This window comes from Pedobacter steynii, assembly GCF_001721645.1.
Lineage (GTDB): Bacteria > Bacteroidota > Bacteroidia > Sphingobacteriales > Sphingobacteriaceae > Pedobacter > Pedobacter steynii_A.
Genome location: NZ_CP017141.1, coordinates 5,212,562 through 5,233,254, shown reverse-complemented (window position 1 = coordinate 5,233,254; position 20,693 = coordinate 5,212,562). Strand labels below are relative to the sequence as shown.

The following is a 20,693-nucleotide window of genomic DNA, read 5'->3' as shown; positions in this document are numbered from 1 at the left end:
TTACTGGATTATGCTATTATGAACCATATCGATAAAATACCAGACTTCTTTCCTCATTTCGTTAACTCAAACAAAACCAGAAAATATCGGTTTGTAATAACAAATAATAATTTACAGATTTATTTATGGATTTTACAGTAGAACTTGAGGATATGGTTGCGATGGTTGTTTCCATCATATGTGGGGGTGCAATAGGCTTTGAGCGGGAATATAAAAATAAATCTGCCGGCTTTCGTACCATCATCCTCATCTCCCTGGGCTCTACTATTTTCACGATAGTATCCCGTCACGGTGTCGGGGCCGACGACCGGATTTCGGCAAACATCATTACCGGCATCGGTTTTATCGGTGCGGGTGTAATTTTCAAAGACAAGATTTCTGTCCGTGGATTAACAACAGCCGCTGTAATCTGGACTTCTGCTGCAATTGGCATGACCACCGGAATCGGCTATCATGCATTGGCCCTGTGCCTTACCGTCATCACACTTGGCGTATTGTTAATCGTGACGAGGGTCGAGCGGATGATTGCCCAACTGCAAAAGGAACAACTGTTAAGCGTCACATTTCGGGACCCTGACTTTGATCAGATCCAACAATTGGAGAATACTTTAAACACAAAAGGCCTTTCTTTGGAACGTTTAGAAATCGCCAAGGAAAACAATCATTTAATGGTCACGTTCAAAGTATCCGGCAAAAAGAAGTATTTGATAGAGATGAGTGAAACGCTCGCTACCAGACCGGAAATCTTAAGTTTTTCGTAAATTAGATCAATGAAAGTCCATCAATTTCTTCCATCCGATGTACTGAAACCTTTTGTAAGCCGCTTCCTGGTTACGGAAAGTGAAGGTGATTTAACCAGGCAGTTATTACCTGGTACCGCACCCGTTATGGCATTACGTTTTAAAGGTGCAATATCTCTAAACAATACCAATCTGGACTTTGGCCTTACCGGAATATACAGAGTGGCGCGCCCCGTACATTATAGCTCTGGTTCAGCTATATTGCTGGTCCTTTTCAATGAGGGTGGTGCTGCAGCATTTATAAACACCCCTTTAAATGAATTCTCGGGTCTGACCGCAAGTCTTGACAAGGTGTTTCCTGCTGAACAGGTTCAGCGACTCGAAGAAAGCCTGGACAGGGTTCAAACGCATGCCCAAAGAATCGTTGCAGTAGAAAGCTTCCTGTTGGCACAGCTCAAAACAAATGATAAAGATCCAATGATCAGTAAGGCCATTGACATCATCAAATCCAGGAAGGGCAATCATAAAATAAAAGACCTTGCCACTACGCTGAACATCAATATCGACTCCTTAGAAAAACGTTTCCGTGCTCAGGTAGGCATTTCTCCTAAACACTTCTCCTCCATCGTCAGGATCAGTTCTGTCATCAGCACTTATCAGTCGCATCAAGACCTCACCGCAGTCTCTCTGGAAACAGGTTTCTTCGATCAGGCCCATTTCAATAGGGATTTCAAGACTTTTACAGGCGAAAGCCCCGGTCAGTTCTTTAAAAAAGGCCCGCCGAAGTGGTGATTCAGCAAGCCGATAAAACTTGATTTTATACAATTTTTGATTTCCGGTGCTACCTAATTTTGTCTTATTAAATTATAAGCACATGAAACATTTACCTTTAATTATCGCAATTACCAGCACGCTCCTATCGCAGGCAGCCGAAAAAAAACACGTCAACGTACTGGGAAAGGACATGGCGTATATCGAAACCGGAACCGGCGATCCTATTGTATTTCTACATGGAAATCCAACCTCCTCCTACGTGTGGAGAAACATCATCCCTTACGTATCACACTTAGGCCGCTGCATTGCTCCTGATCTAATCGGAATGGGCGATTCGGAAAAGATTTCAGATCCCAAATCACATACCTTTGCCGAAAACAGTCGCTATCTGGATGCTTTTTATGAAAAACTCGGGATTAAAAAGAAAATAACATTTGTAGTTCACGACTGGGGTTCGGCACTGGCATTCGACTGGGCAAGCAGACATCCTGAGGCCGTTAAAGGGATTGCATTTATGGAATCTATTACCGTTCCCTATAAATGGGAGCAAATGCCTCCCAAAGGCCGGGAGATCTTTCAGGCCCTGCGTTCGCCGGCTGGTGAAAAAATGGTACTCGAGGAAAATTCGTTTCTTGAAGTCAACATCCCTTTGTCGCACCTCATCCCACTGACAAAAGAAGTACATGACGAATACCGCAGACCTTTTCTGGTACCTGGAGAATCCCGCCGACCTATGCTCTCCTGGGCACGCCAACTCCCCTTTTACGGAGAACCCAGTGCATTTACGGTTGTAGCCAGCAGGTATACCGCATGGCTAAAGAAAACGATGGTACCAAAACTATATATTGAAGCCAATCCGGGAATGAGTTCTCCTGATGCAAAGCAGTTTTGCAACAGTCTGCCCAATACAACGAAAGTTGTGGTAAAGGGCCTGCATTATCCGCAAGAAGACTCCCCAGTAGAGGTAGGTACGGCTTTGGCTTCATGGCTTCAATGGTTGACCATGCCATAGCGCTTTACTGTAAAGATTTAAGGTGTTCAGTTGGCGTAAATCCAGTGATGTCTTTAAAATACCTGTTAAAAGAGGATTTAGCGCGAAAACCGGCATCATAAGCCAGCGACAAGACATTTACAGGGATTTCCTTACGGTGTAAAATCTGCATCTGGGCGATGGCATATTCAATCCTGTACTCGTTTATATATTGATAAAAAGACTTTCTAGCATAAGTATTCAGCGTTTCCGAAATATGGTACTTATTGATTCCGGTTGCCTGAGCAAGTTTATCGAGGTTAAGCTCACTATCTGCGAATAATTTATGATCTCTCAAATGACTCTCCAGGCTTTCCCATATTTCCTGTTGCTTCTGAGCCGTTAAAGGAGACTTTCGCTGCAGCGCATTGTCTTTAACCACTAAAATCTTTTCTGTTGAAAAGTCCTTTGCTACAAAACTGGTCAGATCCTGATGATTACCGATAAACAGTCTGTAGTATCCGATCATAATACATAAAAGGGTCAGTATCGCATAAACAACACTTCTGACCAACAAGGGAGGAACTAAATCATTTGCGTAAGGACTCACAAAAAAAGGGATACTGAATACTGTGATGAGTAAAAAGCAAGCTGCAATGCGTTCCACCATCTTTCTTTCTTTTGGTTTTTCAGCCAGATGCTTACGGGCAACACGCAATGCCAGAAACGCAAAACAAAGTTCGGATGCCAATAAAGCAAAAGTACTGATCTTATTGTACCAGCTGAGTAACCGGTAATCTGATGATTTTGAAAGAAACAGGACTCCCCCAACCGTGAAATAAGCAATCGCTGCCAATATAAACGGTACAAAAAAATACCACCTGGAAGCAGGAACAAATTCACTATTGCTTGCTTTTAGCGCATATAAATAGAGTAAAGGACCATAACAAAACCCGATAAACGTATTCATTTGCTGGCGGACATGCACATCATCAACAGAACTGAAAATGAAAAATTTCATGGCGAGATGAGAAGCGATACAAGCCAGTAACAGGATTAATAAACCATCACCACTACTCTGTAATCTACTCTTCAGCAATAAAGCTATAACGATCATTGCCTGAAATATGCCAATGGCTATAATGTACTGCATGTATATGTTCCCTAATGATGTACGAAGCTAGTCATCAAATATTAAGAGAATATTAAGTTACACCCTGTTTCGGCCGAAAATTGTAAGTAAACATATTGATAACAATTAGATAACACGAGATAAAGCATTGTAAATCAGCATCAAAAAGTCTCAATACAACGCCTGACACCTGAGACCGGTACTTGTGGTTGGGCTAAGTCGAGCCGTTGCCCATCTTAGTGGACTTTTGCAGAAAATAAAAAACATGATGCATACTTTTACAAATGTTAAAAAGCTGACAGGCATGATATTGTTGATCCTGCTCAGTACGACAAGCTTATTTGCCCAGAATATAAAAGGGACGATAACCAGCAAGGATGGTACACTTCCCGGGGCCAGTATTCATGGAGTAACTTTCAAATTAAGTACTTCTTCTGATCTGAATGGTGAATTCACTTTAAATGCCCAGGTAACAGGTAAAGCTAAAATTGCAATCTCTTATATTGGCTATGCCACTAAAATAATTGACCTGGAGTTGAACAGCGGCATGAATTCTCTGGGAAATATTGAATTGATAGCTGAGCATAAAAATTCCCTAAGCGAGGTGACCATCTCCGGTAGTATGGCGCCATCTCAGGCGAAAGCGTATAGCATTAAGAAGAATTCAAATGCGATTATGGATGTTATGGCCGCAGATGCGATCGGAAAGCTGCCAGACCGTAATGCTGCCGAAGCGGTGCAAAGAATGCAAGGCGTTGCTGTTGCCAGGTACCATGGCGAAGCAGATCAGGCCACAGTACGGGGAACTCCTTTTGCCTGGACATCCACCCTGTTTAATGGAAACCGCTTACCCAGCTCAAACGTAATGGGTAATCGTTCATCGGTATTGGATGCTGTCCCTTCAGAAATGATCCAGTACGTACAGGTAGCAAAAGCCATTACTCCCGACATGGAAGGAGATGCAATAGGCGGATCCATTAACTTCATTACCAGAACGGCTCCAACGACCAGGCAACTGAATGTGAGTGCTGCGGGCGGATATAACACCTTCTCCAAAAACGGCACCTATAATGCTTCATTGGTATATGGCGATAGGTTTTTGAACGATAAACTGGGCGTAATGTTATCAGGCGCCATATGGGACAGACAATGGGGAGCCGACTCTTTCGATGCTTCCTATAATACCGGGCTCGCAGATCCTCAGCAGAAAAAATCAATCAATACCATTATGTTCAAACGCTATATGGGTAGCCGTCAGACAATGGGTGTTAACCTCGGTACTGAATATAAGTTTGATGCTTCAAATAAAATATTTTTCAGGGGGATGCTGAATAAATTTAATGACATCAGGCCTGTTTATGAGTCGTACGTAGACTATACCAATAGCCGCTATCAATACAATTACCGCTACTCGCATTATCAGACCTCTTTAAAAGGAGCTGAACTTGGCGGAGAACATCAGTTGAGCAGCAGGCTGAAGTTAGACTGGACAGTAAGCGATTACAAAAGCAAGTATTACCTGGAAACCCCTCCTACCTATGGCACAAAAGGGCTGCCCATTTCTACCTTCCGACAAAAAATTACAGGGGGTTTCAATAATCTTTCCGATGATGGGAAACGCTACTGGGGCTTTGATTCACCAAATGGTGTTGGAGGAGATCCTATGCATTTCGATGCCGGCCTGAATAACCCTGCAGAAACCATGAGTGCCGACAAATTGCTGTTACAACAACTGGTCATTGCTCAGCTGGATAACAGTGAACATGACCGCAATGCACAGTTAAATGCAAAAATAAATGTCAGCAACAAAATCAACCTGAAAGTGGGTGGTAAATACAGGCATAAATACAGAGAAAGTACCTATGGATCCAGCATTGTATTTATGCCGGGAGCAGCTCTGGGTGTACCTTCATCTCCCGCACTGGTTAGCCTGTCTCAACTGGAGACTAAAGATTTCCCTTCGGGATCAAAATTCTTCGGCACAATGGATGGCAATCACAGCCAGTACATCATGAACCCACTGACTAAAAACCAGTTATTCAACTTGTATAGCAACGATTTTTTAACTCCGAATGGTTTTGCAAACGTTACTCCGAAAACAAATCCCACTGCACTATACAATGGAAAAGAACAGGTGTTTTCTGCTTACGCCATGACCGAAATTGATGCCACAGATCAGCTTAAAATAATTGCCGGTGTCAGAAATGAATATACCAGCATGGAATTAAAAGGATCCAAAGCAACTACAGCAGGAACTCCGGCAGTAACGACCATCTCCGAATCTACAGTAAGCAACAACTACAATGCACTATTGCCGATGCTTCATTTGAAGTATGCACTGAATGAAAAATCTAACTTAAGGGCAGCTTATACCCGCAGCTTTATCAGACCAAGTTTTGGAGACATGACACCTGGAACTTCAGTTGACAATACCAAAAACCCAATGACGATCAGTCAGGGCAATCCTGACCTGAAGCCTACTTTCTCCAATAATTTTGATGTAATGGCCGAATATTATTTCGACAATATCGGGATCATATCCGGAGGGGCTTTCTACAAAAAGATAAACGATATCGTATTTACAAACGCCAGTATGCAAAATATCAATGGCACCGACTTTATGGTTACCCAGGCGAAAAACCTTAATAACTCTACCTTATTCGGTTTCGAGGCCGGCATCAATAAACGTTTTGATTTCCTGAGGGGTTTCTGGAGCGGCTTTGGAACAGAATTGAATTACACCTTTATTAATAGCAAAGTTAGCGTACCAAGAGGTACCGGTAACAATATCACGCTCGACAAAACAAGCCTGCCCAATCAATCTAAACACCTGTTCAACGCTATTCTTTTTTATGAACGCGACCGTATGATGGTGAGATTGGCTGGAAATTACCGTGGTTCATCAGTAGAAACAATTAATCAGCAATTGGGACCTGACTTTTACATCTGGACAGCGGCCAATTTCACTATCGATGCCTCTGCCACTTACACCATCAATAAACATCTGAAAGCTTTCGTTGAACTCAACAACTTAAGCAATGAGCCTGTAAAGACCTATATGGGAGATAGCCGGAGACTGACCACAAGTGAATGGTACGGCCGTCGTGGACAGGCTGGTATCAGATGGGACATCATCAGGTAATCTATATTCTATTCAACACCATTATATTCTAATCCTACAATTTAAAACTAAAGATCATTTTATGAAAAAAGCAGCATTATTCATCGCTTTATTAATTCCTTGCCTGGGTATGGCCCAACTGTCAGACAGCACTAAACGATTGGTGCACCTCAAGGGTGCACTAAACTTTCGTGATGTAGGCGGTTATAAAACCAATGAGGGGAAACATGTTAAATGGAACAAGGTTTTCCGCAGTGCTTCGATTGCCGACCTCACCGATGCCGATATGGATACGCTCCGTGATAAACATATTTACACTGTAGTTGATTTACGTGGGGTCAAAGAATCCGCTGCTGCACCAGACCGTTTATTGAAAGGCAGTGATTATACTTTAAGTCCTGCCGGAAGTGACAGCCTTCCTTCAGGTGCGCAAATGGTCGCCTATCTTAAAAAAGGAGATTTCCTGGACAATTTTTACGGCGATGGAGGGATCCGCTATTTTGGCGAGCGCTACAAACCTGTATTTCAAAAACTGCTGCAGTTAAACGATACGACAGCCCTACTTTATCATTGTTCTGGCGGTCGCGACCGTACTGGCATGGCTACCGCTTTATTCCTTTATACCCTGGGCGTTCCGCAAGAAACCATTGAAGCTGATTTTACTGCTTCCAATGTTTACCTGTTACCGATGATGGGAAAAATGTTTGCGCCTATGGCTAAGGCTACGGGAATGAGCAATGAGGAAATCAAAAAGAAAATGGACCTGCGCCCGGAACTGTTGCAGATATTCTTCAAATCAATTGAAAAAAAGTATGGCAGTATTGAGAATTTCATGGAGAAGGAAATGGGTATTGGTAAAAAAGAACGTGCAGTTTTAAGAAAGAAATATACTTCATAAAGCAAAAGAGGGTGTACAGCAACACCCTCTTTTATTTAACACAACCTTTATCTCCTTTGTTATCCTTAAAACAATTTCATCATCGATAACTGACAGGCGTAATGATTATATAGTCACTATCAACACAATTGTTCACGATTGATAGAAAGTTTAGAAAAACAGAGCATCATCTGAACAAAAAATGGAAGGATGAAATGTATATCTATTAAAACTATTACTATCGAAACGTGATCGCAACCATTGAAAACCCTGGTGCTCCTTAACCGGCACCAGGATTCATAATTATCAGAGTGCGATTACTTTAATTGACGATGCTTTATCGTTAAAAGTAGAAACAAAACTACTCGACGAAGTCATCTCTATGCTGCTGCCGGTAAAATTATCGCCGTCATACATGATTACTTTTACGCCAAAGCCCAGAGTCAGTGAGGATACATCGTTATTGCTAATGCCCAGACTGGCCAGATCCGCAGTGGTATAGTTACCAACCGGAAGCGATACGCCATACCCACCATAACTGCCATGCTGGAAAAACTTTGCCGATCCATTGGCCCCGATTTGCGGTACTCCATTCAAAAATGAGAAAGAATAGGCTTTGGAAATGGTATTGCCATTATTGAGCAACAGTTTAACTCTTACGTCGTATGGCTCGTTGTTTTTAAAGTTAAGTTCATTGAGCGCCATTGCACCTGTTAGGGTATTGCCAGAGCCCGGATTAAAGCGCCAGGTTACCGCGTTATAATCCGCATCGCCGCTGCTTATTTTTGGATCCATATATACCAGGATATCGCTTACGGTTTTGTCGCTGGTAAAATTCCCTATCAGGTTAAGGGTTTGCAGGGTGCTGTCGTAGGTCAGATTGGCGTTAATCGTTGTTGTTGCGCTTGCATATGGTGTTTCAGTTGGCAAAGGGCTTTGAAAAACCTCATTTCTATTCAATATCGCTGCATCAACCGGTGTAAGGAAAGTAGGCTGGCCTTTACTAAAAGTTACGTTTCCGCTTCCCATTAATGAGGTTCCATAAACAGGTTGCTCAGAAGTGTATTTTGCGTGGTCGTGCGGCAAATTTAATCCATGACCAAGTTCATGCAACATCCCTCCAATATAATTCGAGGTGCTAGGAATTTTGTCGACCGCCATATTACTGTTATCCAGGGCAAAACAATATTTTCCCCATCCATAAAAAGGCTGACCTTCACTACTGGCATCGGTACGCTGAGGCATCAGGATGAGCATGTGCGAAGAGTTTGAGAATTCGCTGGCATGCGTGGCTTTGTAAGCATTAATTTCATTGATGATTATAGTAGCCGATACGCTCGCTGCGTAAGGATAATCAGCCTGCGGGCCCTGGGCGGGAATTTCGATGAATTTCACTAAGCCTCCGGTATCCAGCGGCAGTCCCATGTATTTATCGTAACCGTAGCGTAGCATTTCGGTATGCAGCCAGCTCTGGAAATGAACCATCAGGGTGGATAAACGGGTTCTGTAGTCGCTTAAGGCCGGGTTGTCTGTGGGAACAAACATCACAATGTTAAGATTTTTGGGATTGGTGGTAAAAGTTGATGTAGTCGTTGAAGCGGTTGAAACTTCCATACTTTTTACGGCCTGTCCGACAGGGAGCACTTTAGCCTTTTCGCAGGAGCTCAGGAATACAATGATCGCAAGGAGTATTGCGAAGATGCTTGTTTTTTTGTTTGTCATGTTTTGATTGGTTTAGGTTTGATTTTAAATAAAAAATGCCCCGGTAAATGAATACATAGGCTACAAGCTGACGGAACAATACCGTCAGTTATAACTTAAAATTGACCTATTATTTGTTAAAAAAAGATGAAAAATCTTAAAGAAAGGGTAGAAAATTCAGTAGAAAACGAGGGAGTAATGTCTTTTGATTGATCCTGCTTGTTTGATAAAAATTCGGTTAGTTTGCCATCTTCGTATTCCAGCGTTTGGCCTGTTGTCCTGTATTCCATTTCTATAAACCCGCGTTGCGCGCCTGTTTCGTCTAAGGCTTCCATTACTGTTTTTAAATCCTCTTCGGTAAAAAAATCTTTAAGCATATCATAAGTAGCCAGCAACTGTTCTTTTTGTATCAATAAATTGTTTTCGCCAGTAATTTCCCCCAAAACATCTTTAAGTGCATTTACCTCTAACCGGGTCATATCAAATACTGCTTTGCCCAGCCCAATACCTGGTAACAACGCCCAATTGCTATCGTATTGTTTATTTGTTGTCATTGCATCCATTTGTTTTCTTATGACTGATGATTTTTATGCCATCTTGTTTATCGGTCTTCCATAAATGGATTTCATAAAAATCTTCTCCATCAAGTCCGTCTTCACTTATTTTATCAAGGTTTCCATAATAAATCCGTGCCCGGTAAACTCCGTTTTCAAGTTCAATTCTTTTTGCATCCGGAAAATAATCGGTACAGCCTGCAATTACAATTTTACCTGAACTAACTTCGATATCACACTCGTTTATTTGTCCAATCACATGATCATCGTCTGCCAAAAATGGAGGTTCGTTATCAAATGTTTTCAGATTTACCGGAACTTTCATGTTTCGAACTGTACCGACTCCAATTGTTCCATCCGTTGTTGCTAAAAGAATGCAGACAGCTTCGTTAGTCCATTTATCACTCAAATCGCCATCTACTTTTTCATCTTGTATATAAAATTGAAAGTAGTCTGCAAAAAGCATCAACTTAACTTCGTTTACTATTCCCATATTAATTCTTTTAATTCTTTCATCTCCATGCCATAAGTACAGCTGTTTCTCAAGGTTCCCTTACATATGGATACACAAAATTAAGTCCAACAAGAGGCCAGGCCAAGAAAACAGAGATTACGTAGCGACTACATGTCCTTGAACAAACGTCTACAGAGGAACTACAGGATGGAGCGAAATATATAAACTCCAATAGTGATAATTAGAATGTTACGGGCGATTGCCTATCTTTAAAGATTGATCATAAAACCCGTAACAAATGAAAAATAAGCTAATATATATACTGTTCTGTGTTATCATCTTAAACGCAGCGGATCTGAATGCACAAAGCCAAGCCAGCGCAACTGTTGCCACATCGGATATGTTGGTTCGTATTTCTGAAATAGAAATCATACCAGAACACCTGGAAGCATATCATGCCATATTAAAGGAAGAAGCTGCGAATTCTGTAAAAATTGAACCAGGTGTGATCGCAATTTTTCCAATGTATGTGAAGGAACATCCTAACCAGATCCGGATCATTGAGATCTATGCCAATAAACAAGCTTATCAATCACATTTAGAAACGGCACATTTTAAGTATTATAAAACAGAAACCCTTAAAATGGTTAAGTCATTAAAACTGGTTGATATGAGTGCAATTGATGCAGCAACTATGAAATTGATGTTTACCAAAATGCAGCAGTAGCCAGGCTTGTCTTTCTTAATTTGCTTTCCCAGATCATTACAGGCTTCGCTTATTACTTTCAATAGCGATGAACTCCGGCAAATAATTTGGAGTACATCCTTTTGACACCATTTGATCTTTGTACAGGCCGGTTTTCTTGCCTAGGGAAACGCAACGTTCCCGGAACTTTTTATCGTAAACACCGATCCAGCCCGCAGTAAAATTCATGGCCCACTGCACTTCGGACGCTTCCCCGCCAATGTTAGCTTCAATTGCAGAAAGCAGGTATGCAGTATTGTCAGGAGAAACTTGCCCAACCCATCTTAACCGCCCCTGATAATACCAGAAAACACGCCTTTGAAGAGGCGAAGGGCTGTTTTCCCAGGATTCAATCAATGCAATAGTTTTCTTGTCTTTGGTGAGTTGATTGGCCATGAGCCAGTCTATTAATTGATTTCGCTCGTTAACCGGATGGCCCTGAATATCCATATCCAGTTTATCGACCACATCTTGCGTAAGAACTTTATGATCCATAATTAAGATGGCCAGCTGTCTGGGCAGGAAACCGCCTCTGCTCCAAAGCTCAATAGCCAGGGCATGATCCATCTTAATTTCCTTTGCGATTTTACGCAGGTCGCCAAGTTTAGTCTTACTATCGATCTGTCTCAGGAGTTGTTCTGCTTTTGATGAACGTTGCATATTAACCTTTCTGCTTTTATGATCCGGTATAATTTACGAAATCAGAAATGAAGTTGAGAAAAAATTGGGAACAAACCATGCACGGAAGCGCCCACAAGCAGGAAGATGCTCATCTTCTTTCCTAATTTTATAGTGAAGGATATTTTTTGTAAATATGTCTTGACAATAAACCTGCAGACATCGTTTTAAGATACCACTAGTTTGCATACTGTGATCGCAAAATATCTAACAGCTAAATAATTATAAATGGAATTCAGCCCTTTCAACAACGTAGTTAAACTCTGCCTTCAGGGTATGGGTATGGAAGAAAATGGCAAACAGGAAGAAGCAAATGCACTTTTCCTTCAAGCCTGGAACGAAGCAACGGAAGATTTAGAAAAATTTATTGCAGCTCATTTTGTAGCCCGATGTCAAAAAAACACCGCTGACCAGTTGCAATGGCTCGAAACGGCTTTACAGTTTGCATTAAAAATAAATGACGACACGGTTAAGAGTGCTTTCCCTTCTCTATACTCGAAAATTGCAAAATGCTATGAGGACTTAAACAATCCTGACAAGGCAAAAGAGTATGATGAATTATCAACTATGTTTAACGATACCCCGTCAGGCAAAGGTCCTTTTTATCATGGGACAAAAGCAGAATTGCAGATTGGTGATTTGCTGACTCCAGGGGGCAGTTCTAACTATCAAGCCGGACTCAAAATGAATCACATTTACTTCACAGCCCTCATTAATGGAGCCGGCCTTGCGGCTTCCTTAGCAAAAAGCGATGGACCTGAACGTGTTTATATTGTGGAACCGACCGGAACTTTTGAGAACGATCCGAATGTTACAGACAAAAAATTCCCAGGTAACCCCACCCGCTCCTATCGTTCAGAATCACCATTAAAGATCGTTGGCGAAGTGAAAGATTGGAAGAAAACAGCAGATGAGGAAGTTCAGAAGTGGCGTGAAAAACTGGACAGTAATAAAGGAGAGATTATTAACTGATTTGTGGGATGTGGACGATCAATTCATTGGGCTGCCAAAGGTTACGACCCAGTAATTTTGATCCATACCTACCCCTGCTTCTTTACTTTTAGCATCCATCATTGCTCTACAGTGGCTTACGCTATTTCTCCAGGCTGTTACTACCTGATCTGCGAGGAGATATCCCCTGCCTAGATTTTCTGCTCTAAAATTGCCTTTATAACCTGCATTTAATACCCTTTCGGCTGGCGTGCCGCCTTCAGGAGATAAATGATCGAAATAGTTTTTCTGAACCATATCCCTGGCGTGGCCGGTTGCTGCATTTTGCAAATCGCCATTTAAAGACAAGGCGGGTACAGGGGGCATATACTCATTACCACAGTGGCATCCATTTTGTCTTAGCAAGTTAATCTTATTGATGACCAGGCTTACCTCATCCTCTGGAATTGTCAATTCTTCCTTCTTACATTGCATCAATAAAATACAAAGTAATGCACTCGCAAATATGATCGGATACTTTTTCATCTTATGATATACTACAAAGGGAGACAGCGTTAAAGCCACCTCCCATGGGGAACCTGGTTTTATAAATTAAAAGGCTCTTTCTCTGCCCATATAAATATTTTTACCGGTGTAAAATGTATCGCCAGAAGGGCCGGGACCACCGCTATCCCCCTCCATCTGCATGTTGATGATCAGCCACATTGGTTTATTTACCGAATTGCTCAAAACGTGCCTCGCCGTCCAAACATTATCGATATAATAATGGCATTCCACATCTGTAGCATTTATTTTATTGTACCAACATTTGTAATTGTGATATGAGCCAGCATTATTAACCGCGGTAAGTTTATTCTCCCAGCCTCCATCATAGGTATTCTGCCAGTTTGTATTACTACCTTTAAACTCCATAATATCGCTTTCAGGTGGCCAGGAATTCACACCGGTAATCCAAAAGGCAGGCCAGGTTCCTGAGCCTGTAGGTACAGCAAAATCACCAGATATGGTATAGCTTGGAAACTGGTCATTAATGACCACCTTTTCCTTCGCATGACAAGCACCAGAATTGTACCAGATGGGCATATGGGTAAACCCATTGGCGGTACTGTTTCCTGGTGATGTTGCCAATCTGGTCGCCTTAATGGTCAAAACACTTCCACTAAGCGAAATCTGGTTATGGTTTGTTGAACTCCCCACCATACGGGCAGTACCATTGTGATCTGTACCCCAGGGATAATTATAATTCCACTCCGCCTCAAAATTGGTGTAGTTGGCAAAAGAAGTTCCATCTATTAGGGTTTCCCAGGCTTTAACCTGTTCATTTTTTGATGTAGCTTCTATCTTATCTTTTTTACAAGATAAAAAGGCTACCCACATACACACAAGTAGCATGCAGCATTTCATTTTTTTATTTCTCATTTTTTTAGGGATTTGGTTGATTATTTGGTTAATTGTAAAGCCTTTATAGCATAAACACAGATTTTACGCATACATGCATTTAAGTAAAACTATACAGCGATGAGCTAAAAATTGAGGGGATAAATGGTAAAGTAAAGGGGACAAAATGAGCGTTTTAGTACCGAAACCGCTGAGAACCCGCACTATCGTTAAATCGAAGTTCAAAACTTTATATTAGTACAAAAAAATCCCTATTTATTTAAACCAACAAAAAATGAAAAAACGTTTGCTATTTGCCTGTTCCACCATTATAGGCCTGGCTATCATCAGTTGTCAAAAGTCAAGTATAGACAGCGCTTCTGAAATTAAAATGAAACAAACATCCACCGCTCTCACAGCCCTCGCAACAGAACCTATCCTGAATTCCGGATCAAGCTGGAAGTACCTGAGCAATGGTTCTAATCAGGGAACCGCCTGGCAATCCCCTGCTTTCGATGATGCCAGTTGGAACACAGGCTCGGGACAGTTTGGCTTTGGTGATGGTGATGAGGCTACTGTTTTACAATCCGGCTTTATTACCTATTATTTTAGAAAGCATATTAATATCGCGGATAGAAGCGCGCTGACGGATTCGGTAGTGCTTTCCATGATTCATGATGATGCGGCAGTAGTTTACATTAATGGATCCGAAGTACTGAGAACATCGTTATTGCCTCAGACAGGAACCATTACTTACACGACCGGCACCAGCACTTACATTCCCACGGCTCAAGAGAACAATTTTTTTAATTATAAGATTGCTTCATCCCGTTTCAATACCGGTGATAATGTAATTGCAATTGAAGTACACAATCAAAATGCTACCAGCAGCGATGTGTCTTTCGACTGTTCTATCAAAAACGCTACGACAGCCGTAGCTGATCCTGACGGCCCCTATGTATTTTATAGGAACAATCAATACGTGGTGAAATCTATCGACAGGGAAAGCGGTTATACCACTCAAACTTATGCCACCAGAGATCAAGTGAGCCTGAATATAGAATTGCCTGGGGGAGACTCATTTGCGGTAAACCTTAAGCCTCAATTAATAAGCCGGGAACCAGCCGAATCAGCCACCTTACCGACCAAATATTTTGCCACCTCTGATATAGAAGGCGGTATTGATGGATTTATAATGCTACTGAAAAAGGCTAACATTATTGATAATAATTACAACTGGACCTATGGCTCGGGCCACCTCTATATTATGGGTGACGTTTTTGACAGAGGAGCGTATGTAACACAATGCCTATGGCTGATATATAAACTGGAGCAGGAAGCTGCCACGGCTGGTGGCAAAGTTCATTTCATACTCGGCAATCATGACATTATGAATATGATAGGTGATTATCGTTATGTAAATGCGAAGTATATAACTAATGCACAAACCATGGGCGAAAACTACTCGGCATTATACGACGCTAACACTGAGCTGGGCAAGTGGCTGAGAAGCAAAAATATACTGGAGAAATCAGGTACTACCCTGTTTTTACATGCTGGTATCAGCCCCGATGTTGCAGCATTGAACCAAACCGTAACGCAACTTAATGCACACTTGATTTCGAAAATTAATCAAACCTGTACCAGTTCGGATTGTAAAACCGCCACAAGCGGTTCAGTAGGTCTGTATTGGTATAGGGGCATGGCACAGCAAGCACTCACACAGACGCAGGTAGATAATATACTCACCAAGTTTGGTGCAGACCGTACTTACATCGGCCACACCATTCTCAATAACGAGATTACCTTACTGTATCAAAATAAAATACTGGAAATAGATTTACAACATACTAACAATTACCAAAATGGATATATGGAGGGGGTGTATTACAACAATGGATGTTATTTTAAATTCCATACTACCCAATCGCAGGTTACTTATACTCCTCTGATCGGTACCAATTGCACAGCTCCCTAAATATCGGGAAAACTCCTGGAAATGTTGCTATTGCAGTATTTCCAGGGATTCCCTTTACCGAACGAAGAAACCTGACCGCTAAAGCTAAGATAAAATGAATTTCAAATCAGAAATAAACAGTTACGAGGATATCTGCAAAATACTAAACATAGACGCTGATCTGGAACCGGATGTATCTGCATACGATGTGACCTAAGTGATGAAGCTGGTTCTGGTTCCTAAAGGTTAATCTAACGTTCAACTAATAGGAACGCTTTTCACCTTGCCAACCAGTGCTGCGCAGAAATCCTTCCCAGGTAAGACTATCCGGATTCACTTCCCGGCTCCAAAACAAATCACGGTCTTTACCGAAATAACCATATTCAACTGCGTATTCGGCCATTCCTAAAATTTCGTCCACTAACAGCTCGTTTGAGGCGAATTGCGGGAAATGATGCAGCATATTCTCCCTTGTATATGCCGAACTGTATTTCGCTTTCCTGCCCGTGACCCGAACAAAAGTGTCTACGATTTCCTGGGGCGAAATCATATCGCCAATTACCGGCAAGGATTTACCTGCATATTTCTCCGGGTTCGAAAAAATCTCCAAAACAGCCGGCCCGGTGGCAGTAAGGGGATCAACAAACGGCGCCCTAAAATCGCTGGGTAAATAAATCGGAAACACCAGCGTATCACCCTCTATAACAGGAGTATAAAACTCCATAAGATTAGTGTAAAAGAACGCCATGTAGATAAAGGAGCTTTTGATCGGAAGCGTCCTGATATATTCTTCAATCCTGGCCTTATCTGTAAAATGAGGGGCAAACTTTTTCCCTTCCGTAATTTTATCTACATTTTCCAAACTGCTAAAGACCAGATGCTGAACCCCTGCTTCAACCGCTGCATCTGCCAATTGTTTGCCTAACTCCAGTTCATGAGTTTCCGGAGGAGCAATACTGGGCGTCATCATGAAAACACCCTCCGAACCCCGGAATGCCTCCACAAAATCTTTTGCATATCCCAGACAAAGGGGTACACTCCGCAATTCAACGCCTTGTTTGGCCAAACTAAGCGCCTCCGGCGAATCTATCCGTCGTGTAATTCCACGTACACGATAACGTCCGCTTTTCAGCAATGTACGTGCCGCACTGCTCCCCTGCTTACCCAAAATACCGACTATTGTGATCAACGGTTTATCTTCCTGATTCAAGTTTTCATTTGCTGTTAAATCCGATACCATTTTTTTATGATTTAGGTGAAATTTTACACTATAAAAATTATAGTTGCAAAACTATCTTTAGTACATTAAATTTGCAATAACTATCCAAACAGATAGGTTAAAATAAATGCATCATGAAAACAGAATGTGTTGGTGATTACGTAAAACTAGATGGGAAAGCTTACCCCTGTACAATAAGCCTGGCGATGGATTTGATAGGCGGCAAATGGAAAGCGGTAATTCTCTACCATTTAAAAGATGTTGAAAAACGGTATAACGAGCTTCGGAAAGAAGTGCCAAATATTACTGAAATGACATTGAGTTTACAGTTGAAGCAATTGGAAAAGGACGGCCTTGTATCAAGAAAAGTATATGGCAACAAACCTCCTGTTAAGGTGATTTACAGTCTCACGGATTTTGGAAAAACATTTATCCCTGTCTTAGAAACAATTACAGAATGGGGAAATCAGATCGTTTCAGAAAAGGGTGAATTTGTGAGCAACCCTCTTTAAACTTGTTTCATTTCCAAAACGAAGCATTGTTTTAATATTTAAGGATTGTTTTCATTTTTTCCAGATATTCTGTGTTACTGGTAAAATTGGTATGCCCCTCACCCTTCAAAATGAACAATTGATCACCTTTTTTTAAAAACCGACTCAATTTCTCAGAAGAGCCAACATATACAGCATTGTCTGCGTCCCCATGAAAAATCGTTACAGGCACTTTTATTTTTTGCAAAAATTCAAACGTATTAAATTGATAGTTCATATTGGAAGAATCAGTACCTGGCGCAACGTTGGATATCCAATCCGATAAGCTATAATATGGGGCTTGTAAGACCAGTGCTTTAGGATTATTGTTTGCGGCAAGGATTGCAGCAGGTCCGGTACCAATGGATTGACCCATCACAATAATCCTATGCTCCGAATAAATTTTTCTTAAGTTGTCATATACGGTTTGAATGTCATCAGTCAATTCAGATTCGCTACTCACCTTGCCTTCACTCTTCCCATAACCCCGATAGTCAAGAATGAAAATATCATAATCAAGGTTAGTATAAAAGGGTGCAATTTTTGCCCAAACGTCTAATGCACCATTACTGCCATGCAGATAAAAGATCAATCCGTTTGTCTGCCTTGACTTGAAGAGTAAGCCATTTAATTTGTAGCCATCTTTTGTCCGGAAATTTAATTCAGTAAAAGGTTCCGGAAATTCAAAATGATAGTCTTTCTGGAATTTGGAACCAGGGAAGAATTGTTGTTCCAGTTCTTTTTGAATTTTTTCCTTTTTAAGACTGTCAACATTTTGTCCATAAGCAAATTGGACCAATATTAGAAAAGAAAATAGGAAAATAAGTCGTTTCATTAGCAGTTAATTTTTATCATTTTCTATTCAAGTTACCTTGTAAAGGTATCGTGTTAATAAGCCAGCCAGAAAAACATTCTCTACTTGCCATCAAGCATCTCCTTCCAGAACGTAAATCGATTTCTCAATTTAACGTAAAGAGAGTAATGAGCGCACATACAGTCCTTTACTTCCTAACTAAGTTAGGAAGTATTGCTATATTTCAGTATAGGAATACGCGAATTTATACAGCAATACTAAATTTCGACTTTTTTTAAACGTCTTAATATAGACACAACTGTAACGAAAGAGAAATATTATTTGATTGGAGTTTTCTTCCAGTTTTTACCACCTAACTCATTATACTTAAAATTTTGACAAGGGTACCAACTACTATCTTCAGATGCGTCAAAACTTGAAATAGAAATCAAGTGATCAGCCATTTTTAAATAGTCCTGTCCTTCCAACGGATATACATCTATTAAGTTTAAAATAGATTTGCTATCATACAATTCAACATTGCAGTTCTTGGTGCAATTCTCTTTTCGGAATGCTTTTATAAATTGATAAACATAGTTCTTGTCAAAATTTTTATGTTTTAGTAATACATGAAAATTCTCAACTATTGTATTGTGATTTGTTTTTAGTATTTGATAATCGTTAGGATCCAGCCTACCGAACGACTGCTTTTCCTGATCTTCACTGGTAATGATAACTTTAGAAGGCACCCATCCAATATAGGTATCGGAAAGCCACTCAGGATCCACCACCTTTATTTTGGTCCATTCTTCTTCCCTTTCCAGTGTCACAACTTTGGTAGAAAAACCGACTTCACAATACTGCGTTTCACCAATAATCTGAGTAGCTTTCTCGTTGACAACTTTTCCATATTTCAAACCAGGTCCCTTTCTGATGGCTATTTCCGCAGCGTTTATTCCATAAATAGCCGGAGACTTATCAGAAACGGTCTCCTTTGCTATGGAATCATTAATATTTGACTTATGCTCCGCTTGAGAACAAGAAATACCTAATGTAATAGCTATAAAGGAAAGAATTATTCTAATCATATTGTGATCCTTATTAACACTTAAATTTGCGTTGGATTCTTCTGTTTCAACCTTACTTTTTGCTCTTTTTTCTTGCTTTCCCAGGCACATAGTGTCATTCCTTTTTTTTCTGCAATGAGAATCGTTGTTTTCGAAATTTTATACTGGCAATTACTTAGACCTCTGCAAGTTGATGAGTAATGATACTTATCGGCTTTTTTGTTATTGCAGACATATACCTCTTTAGTCGCGATGGGCGTAATAGTATTGAGAAAAATGCTTCCCAAGAGTAGAATTGTATTCATAGATGTTTAGTTTAAACTCATTATTCCAGCTGCTTTTTACAAGTTAGGCTCAGATAAAACCCCAAAGCTGATTAAATAATTTTTTTGTCTTTACAGTAAGCAACTAGTTGCTCATTGCTGGAGATATTCAATGCTGTTTTTATAAAGTTAAGACGCTTTTCTACGCTGCTTAAGCCAGATGGTTTAATATTATTCTGTTGCAGATAGGATGGGATGTTTTTTTGAGGTGTCCCATTACACAATAGTGTGATAATCTCAATGTCAAAAGCTTTAAAATCGTAAGAATTATCTATTCTTTTGTTTCTCATCAAATCTGCAGAACGATATTTTTTATGGTTAGAAACTGCATCTATAGCTCGTTTCAGATCATCTGCATCATATCGGGCTTTACGCACGTAAGCATCAATATCTAGGTTCTCAAATAGTTCATCGACCACTGATACATTATTTTCGAGAGAGAAAACTATTACTTTTAAATTGGGATGTAAATGTCTCGCAGCTTTAATAAGCGCTCGACCTCCATTGATAACCTGGATATTTTTGTCTTCCTCAAAAGAAAGATCAGTAATCAGTAAATCGAACGGCTGTTCCTGATGAAATGCTGCGTTTAAGAGCGCTAGCGCATCGTCGCAATAAAATCTAAACTCTTTCTGAGCAACACCAAGATCTTCAAGGGTTTTCCGCACAGAAATATTAGTGTGCTCGTGGTCTTCTGCTATAAGTACTTTTTTGAACATCATTCTTGAAA

General features: G+C 40.7%; 20 protein-coding genes. 9 read left to right on the top strand and 11 right to left on the bottom strand.

Features of this window, described 5'->3' with window-relative positions:
* The first annotated feature begins 125 nt into the window (after nucleotides 1-125).
* The 3 genes from BFS30_RS21585 (at nucleotide 126) to BFS30_RS21575 (ending at nucleotide 2,526) form a co-directional block, all read left to right on the top strand.
* Complete coding sequence (locus tag BFS30_RS21585) at nucleotides 126-761, top strand: MgtC/SapB family protein (RefSeq protein ID WP_069381182.1); 636 nt, start codon at nucleotides 126-128, stop codon at nucleotides 759-761.
* A gap of 9 nt (nucleotides 762-770) precedes the next feature.
* Nucleotides 771-1,532 (top strand): AraC family transcriptional regulator, encoded by a 762-nt coding sequence (locus BFS30_RS21580; RefSeq protein WP_069381181.1) that lies wholly within the window; start codon nucleotides 771-773, stop codon nucleotides 1,530-1,532.
* A gap of 82 nt (nucleotides 1,533-1,614) precedes the next feature.
* Nucleotides 1,615-2,526: a haloalkane dehalogenase gene (locus tag BFS30_RS21575; RefSeq protein WP_083252174.1), complete on the top strand. Its 912-nt coding sequence runs from the start codon at nucleotides 1,615-1,617 to the stop codon at nucleotides 2,524-2,526.
* 4 nt (nucleotides 2,527-2,530) lie between these two features.
* Here the strand turns inward: BFS30_RS21575 and BFS30_RS21570 are convergent, their stop codons facing one another.
* Nucleotides 2,531-3,637: a helix-turn-helix domain-containing protein gene (locus BFS30_RS21570; protein WP_069381180.1), complete on the bottom strand. Its 1,107-nt coding sequence runs from the start codon at nucleotides 3,635-3,637 to the stop codon at nucleotides 2,531-2,533.
* A gap of 244 nt (nucleotides 3,638-3,881) precedes the next feature.
* Here BFS30_RS21570 and BFS30_RS21565 point away from each other — a divergent pair, with 244 nt between their 5' ends.
* Together BFS30_RS21565 and BFS30_RS21560 are read left to right on the top strand one after the other, a co-directional pair.
* Nucleotides 3,882-6,758, top strand: coding sequence for a TonB-dependent receptor (locus BFS30_RS21565; RefSeq protein WP_069381179.1), 2,877 nt, complete (start codon nucleotides 3,882-3,884; stop codon nucleotides 6,756-6,758).
* A 61-nt stretch (nucleotides 6,759-6,819) separates the two neighbouring features.
* A complete protein-coding gene (locus BFS30_RS21560; protein ID WP_069381178.1) occupies nucleotides 6,820-7,635 on the top strand; it encodes a tyrosine-protein phosphatase in 816 nt (271 codons plus the stop codon).
* Nucleotides 7,636-7,920: 285 nt separating this feature from the next.
* On the opposite strand, the gene BFS30_RS21555 is transcribed toward BFS30_RS21560, so the two are convergent.
* The 3 genes from BFS30_RS21555 to BFS30_RS21545 form a co-directional block, all read right to left on the bottom strand.
* Nucleotides 7,921-9,336 carry a hypothetical protein gene (locus tag BFS30_RS21555; RefSeq protein WP_069381177.1) on the bottom strand — a complete coding sequence of 472 codons (1,416 nt, stop codon included), beginning with the start codon at nucleotides 9,334-9,336 and terminating at the stop codon, nucleotides 7,921-7,923.
* 116 nt (nucleotides 9,337-9,452) lie between these two features.
* Entirely contained in the window at nucleotides 9,453-9,869 is a 417-nt protein-coding gene (locus BFS30_RS21550; RefSeq protein WP_157263000.1) for a hypothetical protein, read from the bottom strand.
* Nucleotides 9,856-10,362, bottom strand: a complete 507-nt coding sequence (locus BFS30_RS21545; RefSeq protein WP_069381175.1) for a hypothetical protein — start codon at nucleotides 10,360-10,362, stop codon at nucleotides 9,856-9,858. The genes BFS30_RS21550 and BFS30_RS21545 overlap by 14 nt, the downstream gene beginning before the upstream one ends.
* Nucleotides 10,363-10,621: 259 nt before the next feature.
* Here BFS30_RS21545 and BFS30_RS21540 point away from each other — a divergent pair, with 259 nt between their 5' ends.
* A complete protein-coding gene (locus tag BFS30_RS21540; RefSeq protein ID WP_069381174.1) occupies nucleotides 10,622-11,050 on the top strand; it encodes a putative quinol monooxygenase in 429 nt (142 codons plus the stop codon).
* 36 nt (nucleotides 11,051-11,086) lie between these two features.
* Here BFS30_RS21540 and BFS30_RS21535 read toward each other — a convergent pair whose 3' ends face one another.
* Complete coding sequence (locus BFS30_RS21535; protein ID WP_069381173.1) at nucleotides 11,087-11,728, bottom strand: DNA alkylation repair protein; 642 nt, start codon at nucleotides 11,726-11,728, stop codon at nucleotides 11,087-11,089.
* A 585-nt stretch (nucleotides 11,729-12,313) separates the two neighbouring features.
* Between BFS30_RS21535 and arr the strand changes: the two genes are divergently transcribed.
* Nucleotides 12,314-12,718, top strand: a complete 405-nt coding sequence (arr, locus tag BFS30_RS28240) for an NAD(+)--rifampin ADP-ribosyltransferase (RefSeq protein WP_069382596.1) — start codon at nucleotides 12,314-12,316, stop codon at nucleotides 12,716-12,718.
* 18 nt (nucleotides 12,719-12,736) lie between these two features.
* Here the strand turns inward: arr and BFS30_RS21525 are convergent, their stop codons facing one another.
* A complete protein-coding gene (locus BFS30_RS21525; protein ID WP_069381172.1) occupies nucleotides 12,737-13,222 on the bottom strand; it encodes a CAP domain-containing protein in 486 nt (161 codons plus the stop codon).
* Between the two features lie 66 nt (nucleotides 13,223-13,288).
* On the bottom strand, nucleotides 13,289-14,116 hold the full coding sequence (locus BFS30_RS21520; protein WP_069381171.1) for a glycoside hydrolase: 828 nt from the start codon (nucleotides 14,114-14,116) through the stop codon (nucleotides 13,289-13,291).
* A 253-nt stretch (nucleotides 14,117-14,369) separates the two neighbouring features.
* On the opposite strand from BFS30_RS21520, the gene BFS30_RS21515 reads away from it, so the two are divergent.
* Nucleotides 14,370-16,052, top strand: a complete 1,683-nt coding sequence (locus tag BFS30_RS21515; protein ID WP_069381170.1) for a metallophosphoesterase — start codon at nucleotides 14,370-14,372, stop codon at nucleotides 16,050-16,052.
* 241 nt (nucleotides 16,053-16,293) lie between these two features.
* Here BFS30_RS21515 and BFS30_RS21510 read toward each other — a convergent pair whose 3' ends face one another.
* Complete coding sequence (locus BFS30_RS21510) at nucleotides 16,294-17,271, bottom strand: NmrA/HSCARG family protein (RefSeq protein ID WP_208602997.1); 978 nt, start codon at nucleotides 17,269-17,271, stop codon at nucleotides 16,294-16,296.
* Nucleotides 17,272-17,384: 113 nt separating this feature from the next.
* Between BFS30_RS21510 and BFS30_RS21505 the strand changes: the two genes are divergently transcribed.
* Nucleotides 17,385-17,762, top strand: a complete 378-nt coding sequence (locus BFS30_RS21505; protein ID WP_069381169.1) for a winged helix-turn-helix transcriptional regulator — start codon at nucleotides 17,385-17,387, stop codon at nucleotides 17,760-17,762.
* 31 nt (nucleotides 17,763-17,793) lie between these two features.
* Here the strand turns inward: BFS30_RS21505 and BFS30_RS21500 are convergent, their stop codons facing one another.
* The 3 genes from BFS30_RS21500 to BFS30_RS21490 all read right to left on the bottom strand — a co-directional run bounded on the left by BFS30_RS21500 (nucleotide 17,794) and on the right by BFS30_RS21490 (nucleotide 20,685).
* Complete coding sequence (locus BFS30_RS21500; protein WP_083252172.1) at nucleotides 17,794-18,615, bottom strand: alpha/beta hydrolase; 822 nt, start codon at nucleotides 18,613-18,615, stop codon at nucleotides 17,794-17,796.
* Between the two features lie 296 nt (nucleotides 18,616-18,911).
* A complete protein-coding gene (locus BFS30_RS21495) occupies nucleotides 18,912-19,751 on the bottom strand; it encodes a hypothetical protein (protein ID WP_069381168.1) in 840 nt (279 codons plus the stop codon).
* 265 nt (nucleotides 19,752-20,016) lie between these two features.
* Nucleotides 20,017-20,685, bottom strand: a complete 669-nt coding sequence (locus tag BFS30_RS21490; protein ID WP_237028635.1) for a response regulator — start codon at nucleotides 20,683-20,685, stop codon at nucleotides 20,017-20,019.
* Between the last annotated feature and the right edge of the window lie 8 nt (nucleotides 20,686-20,693).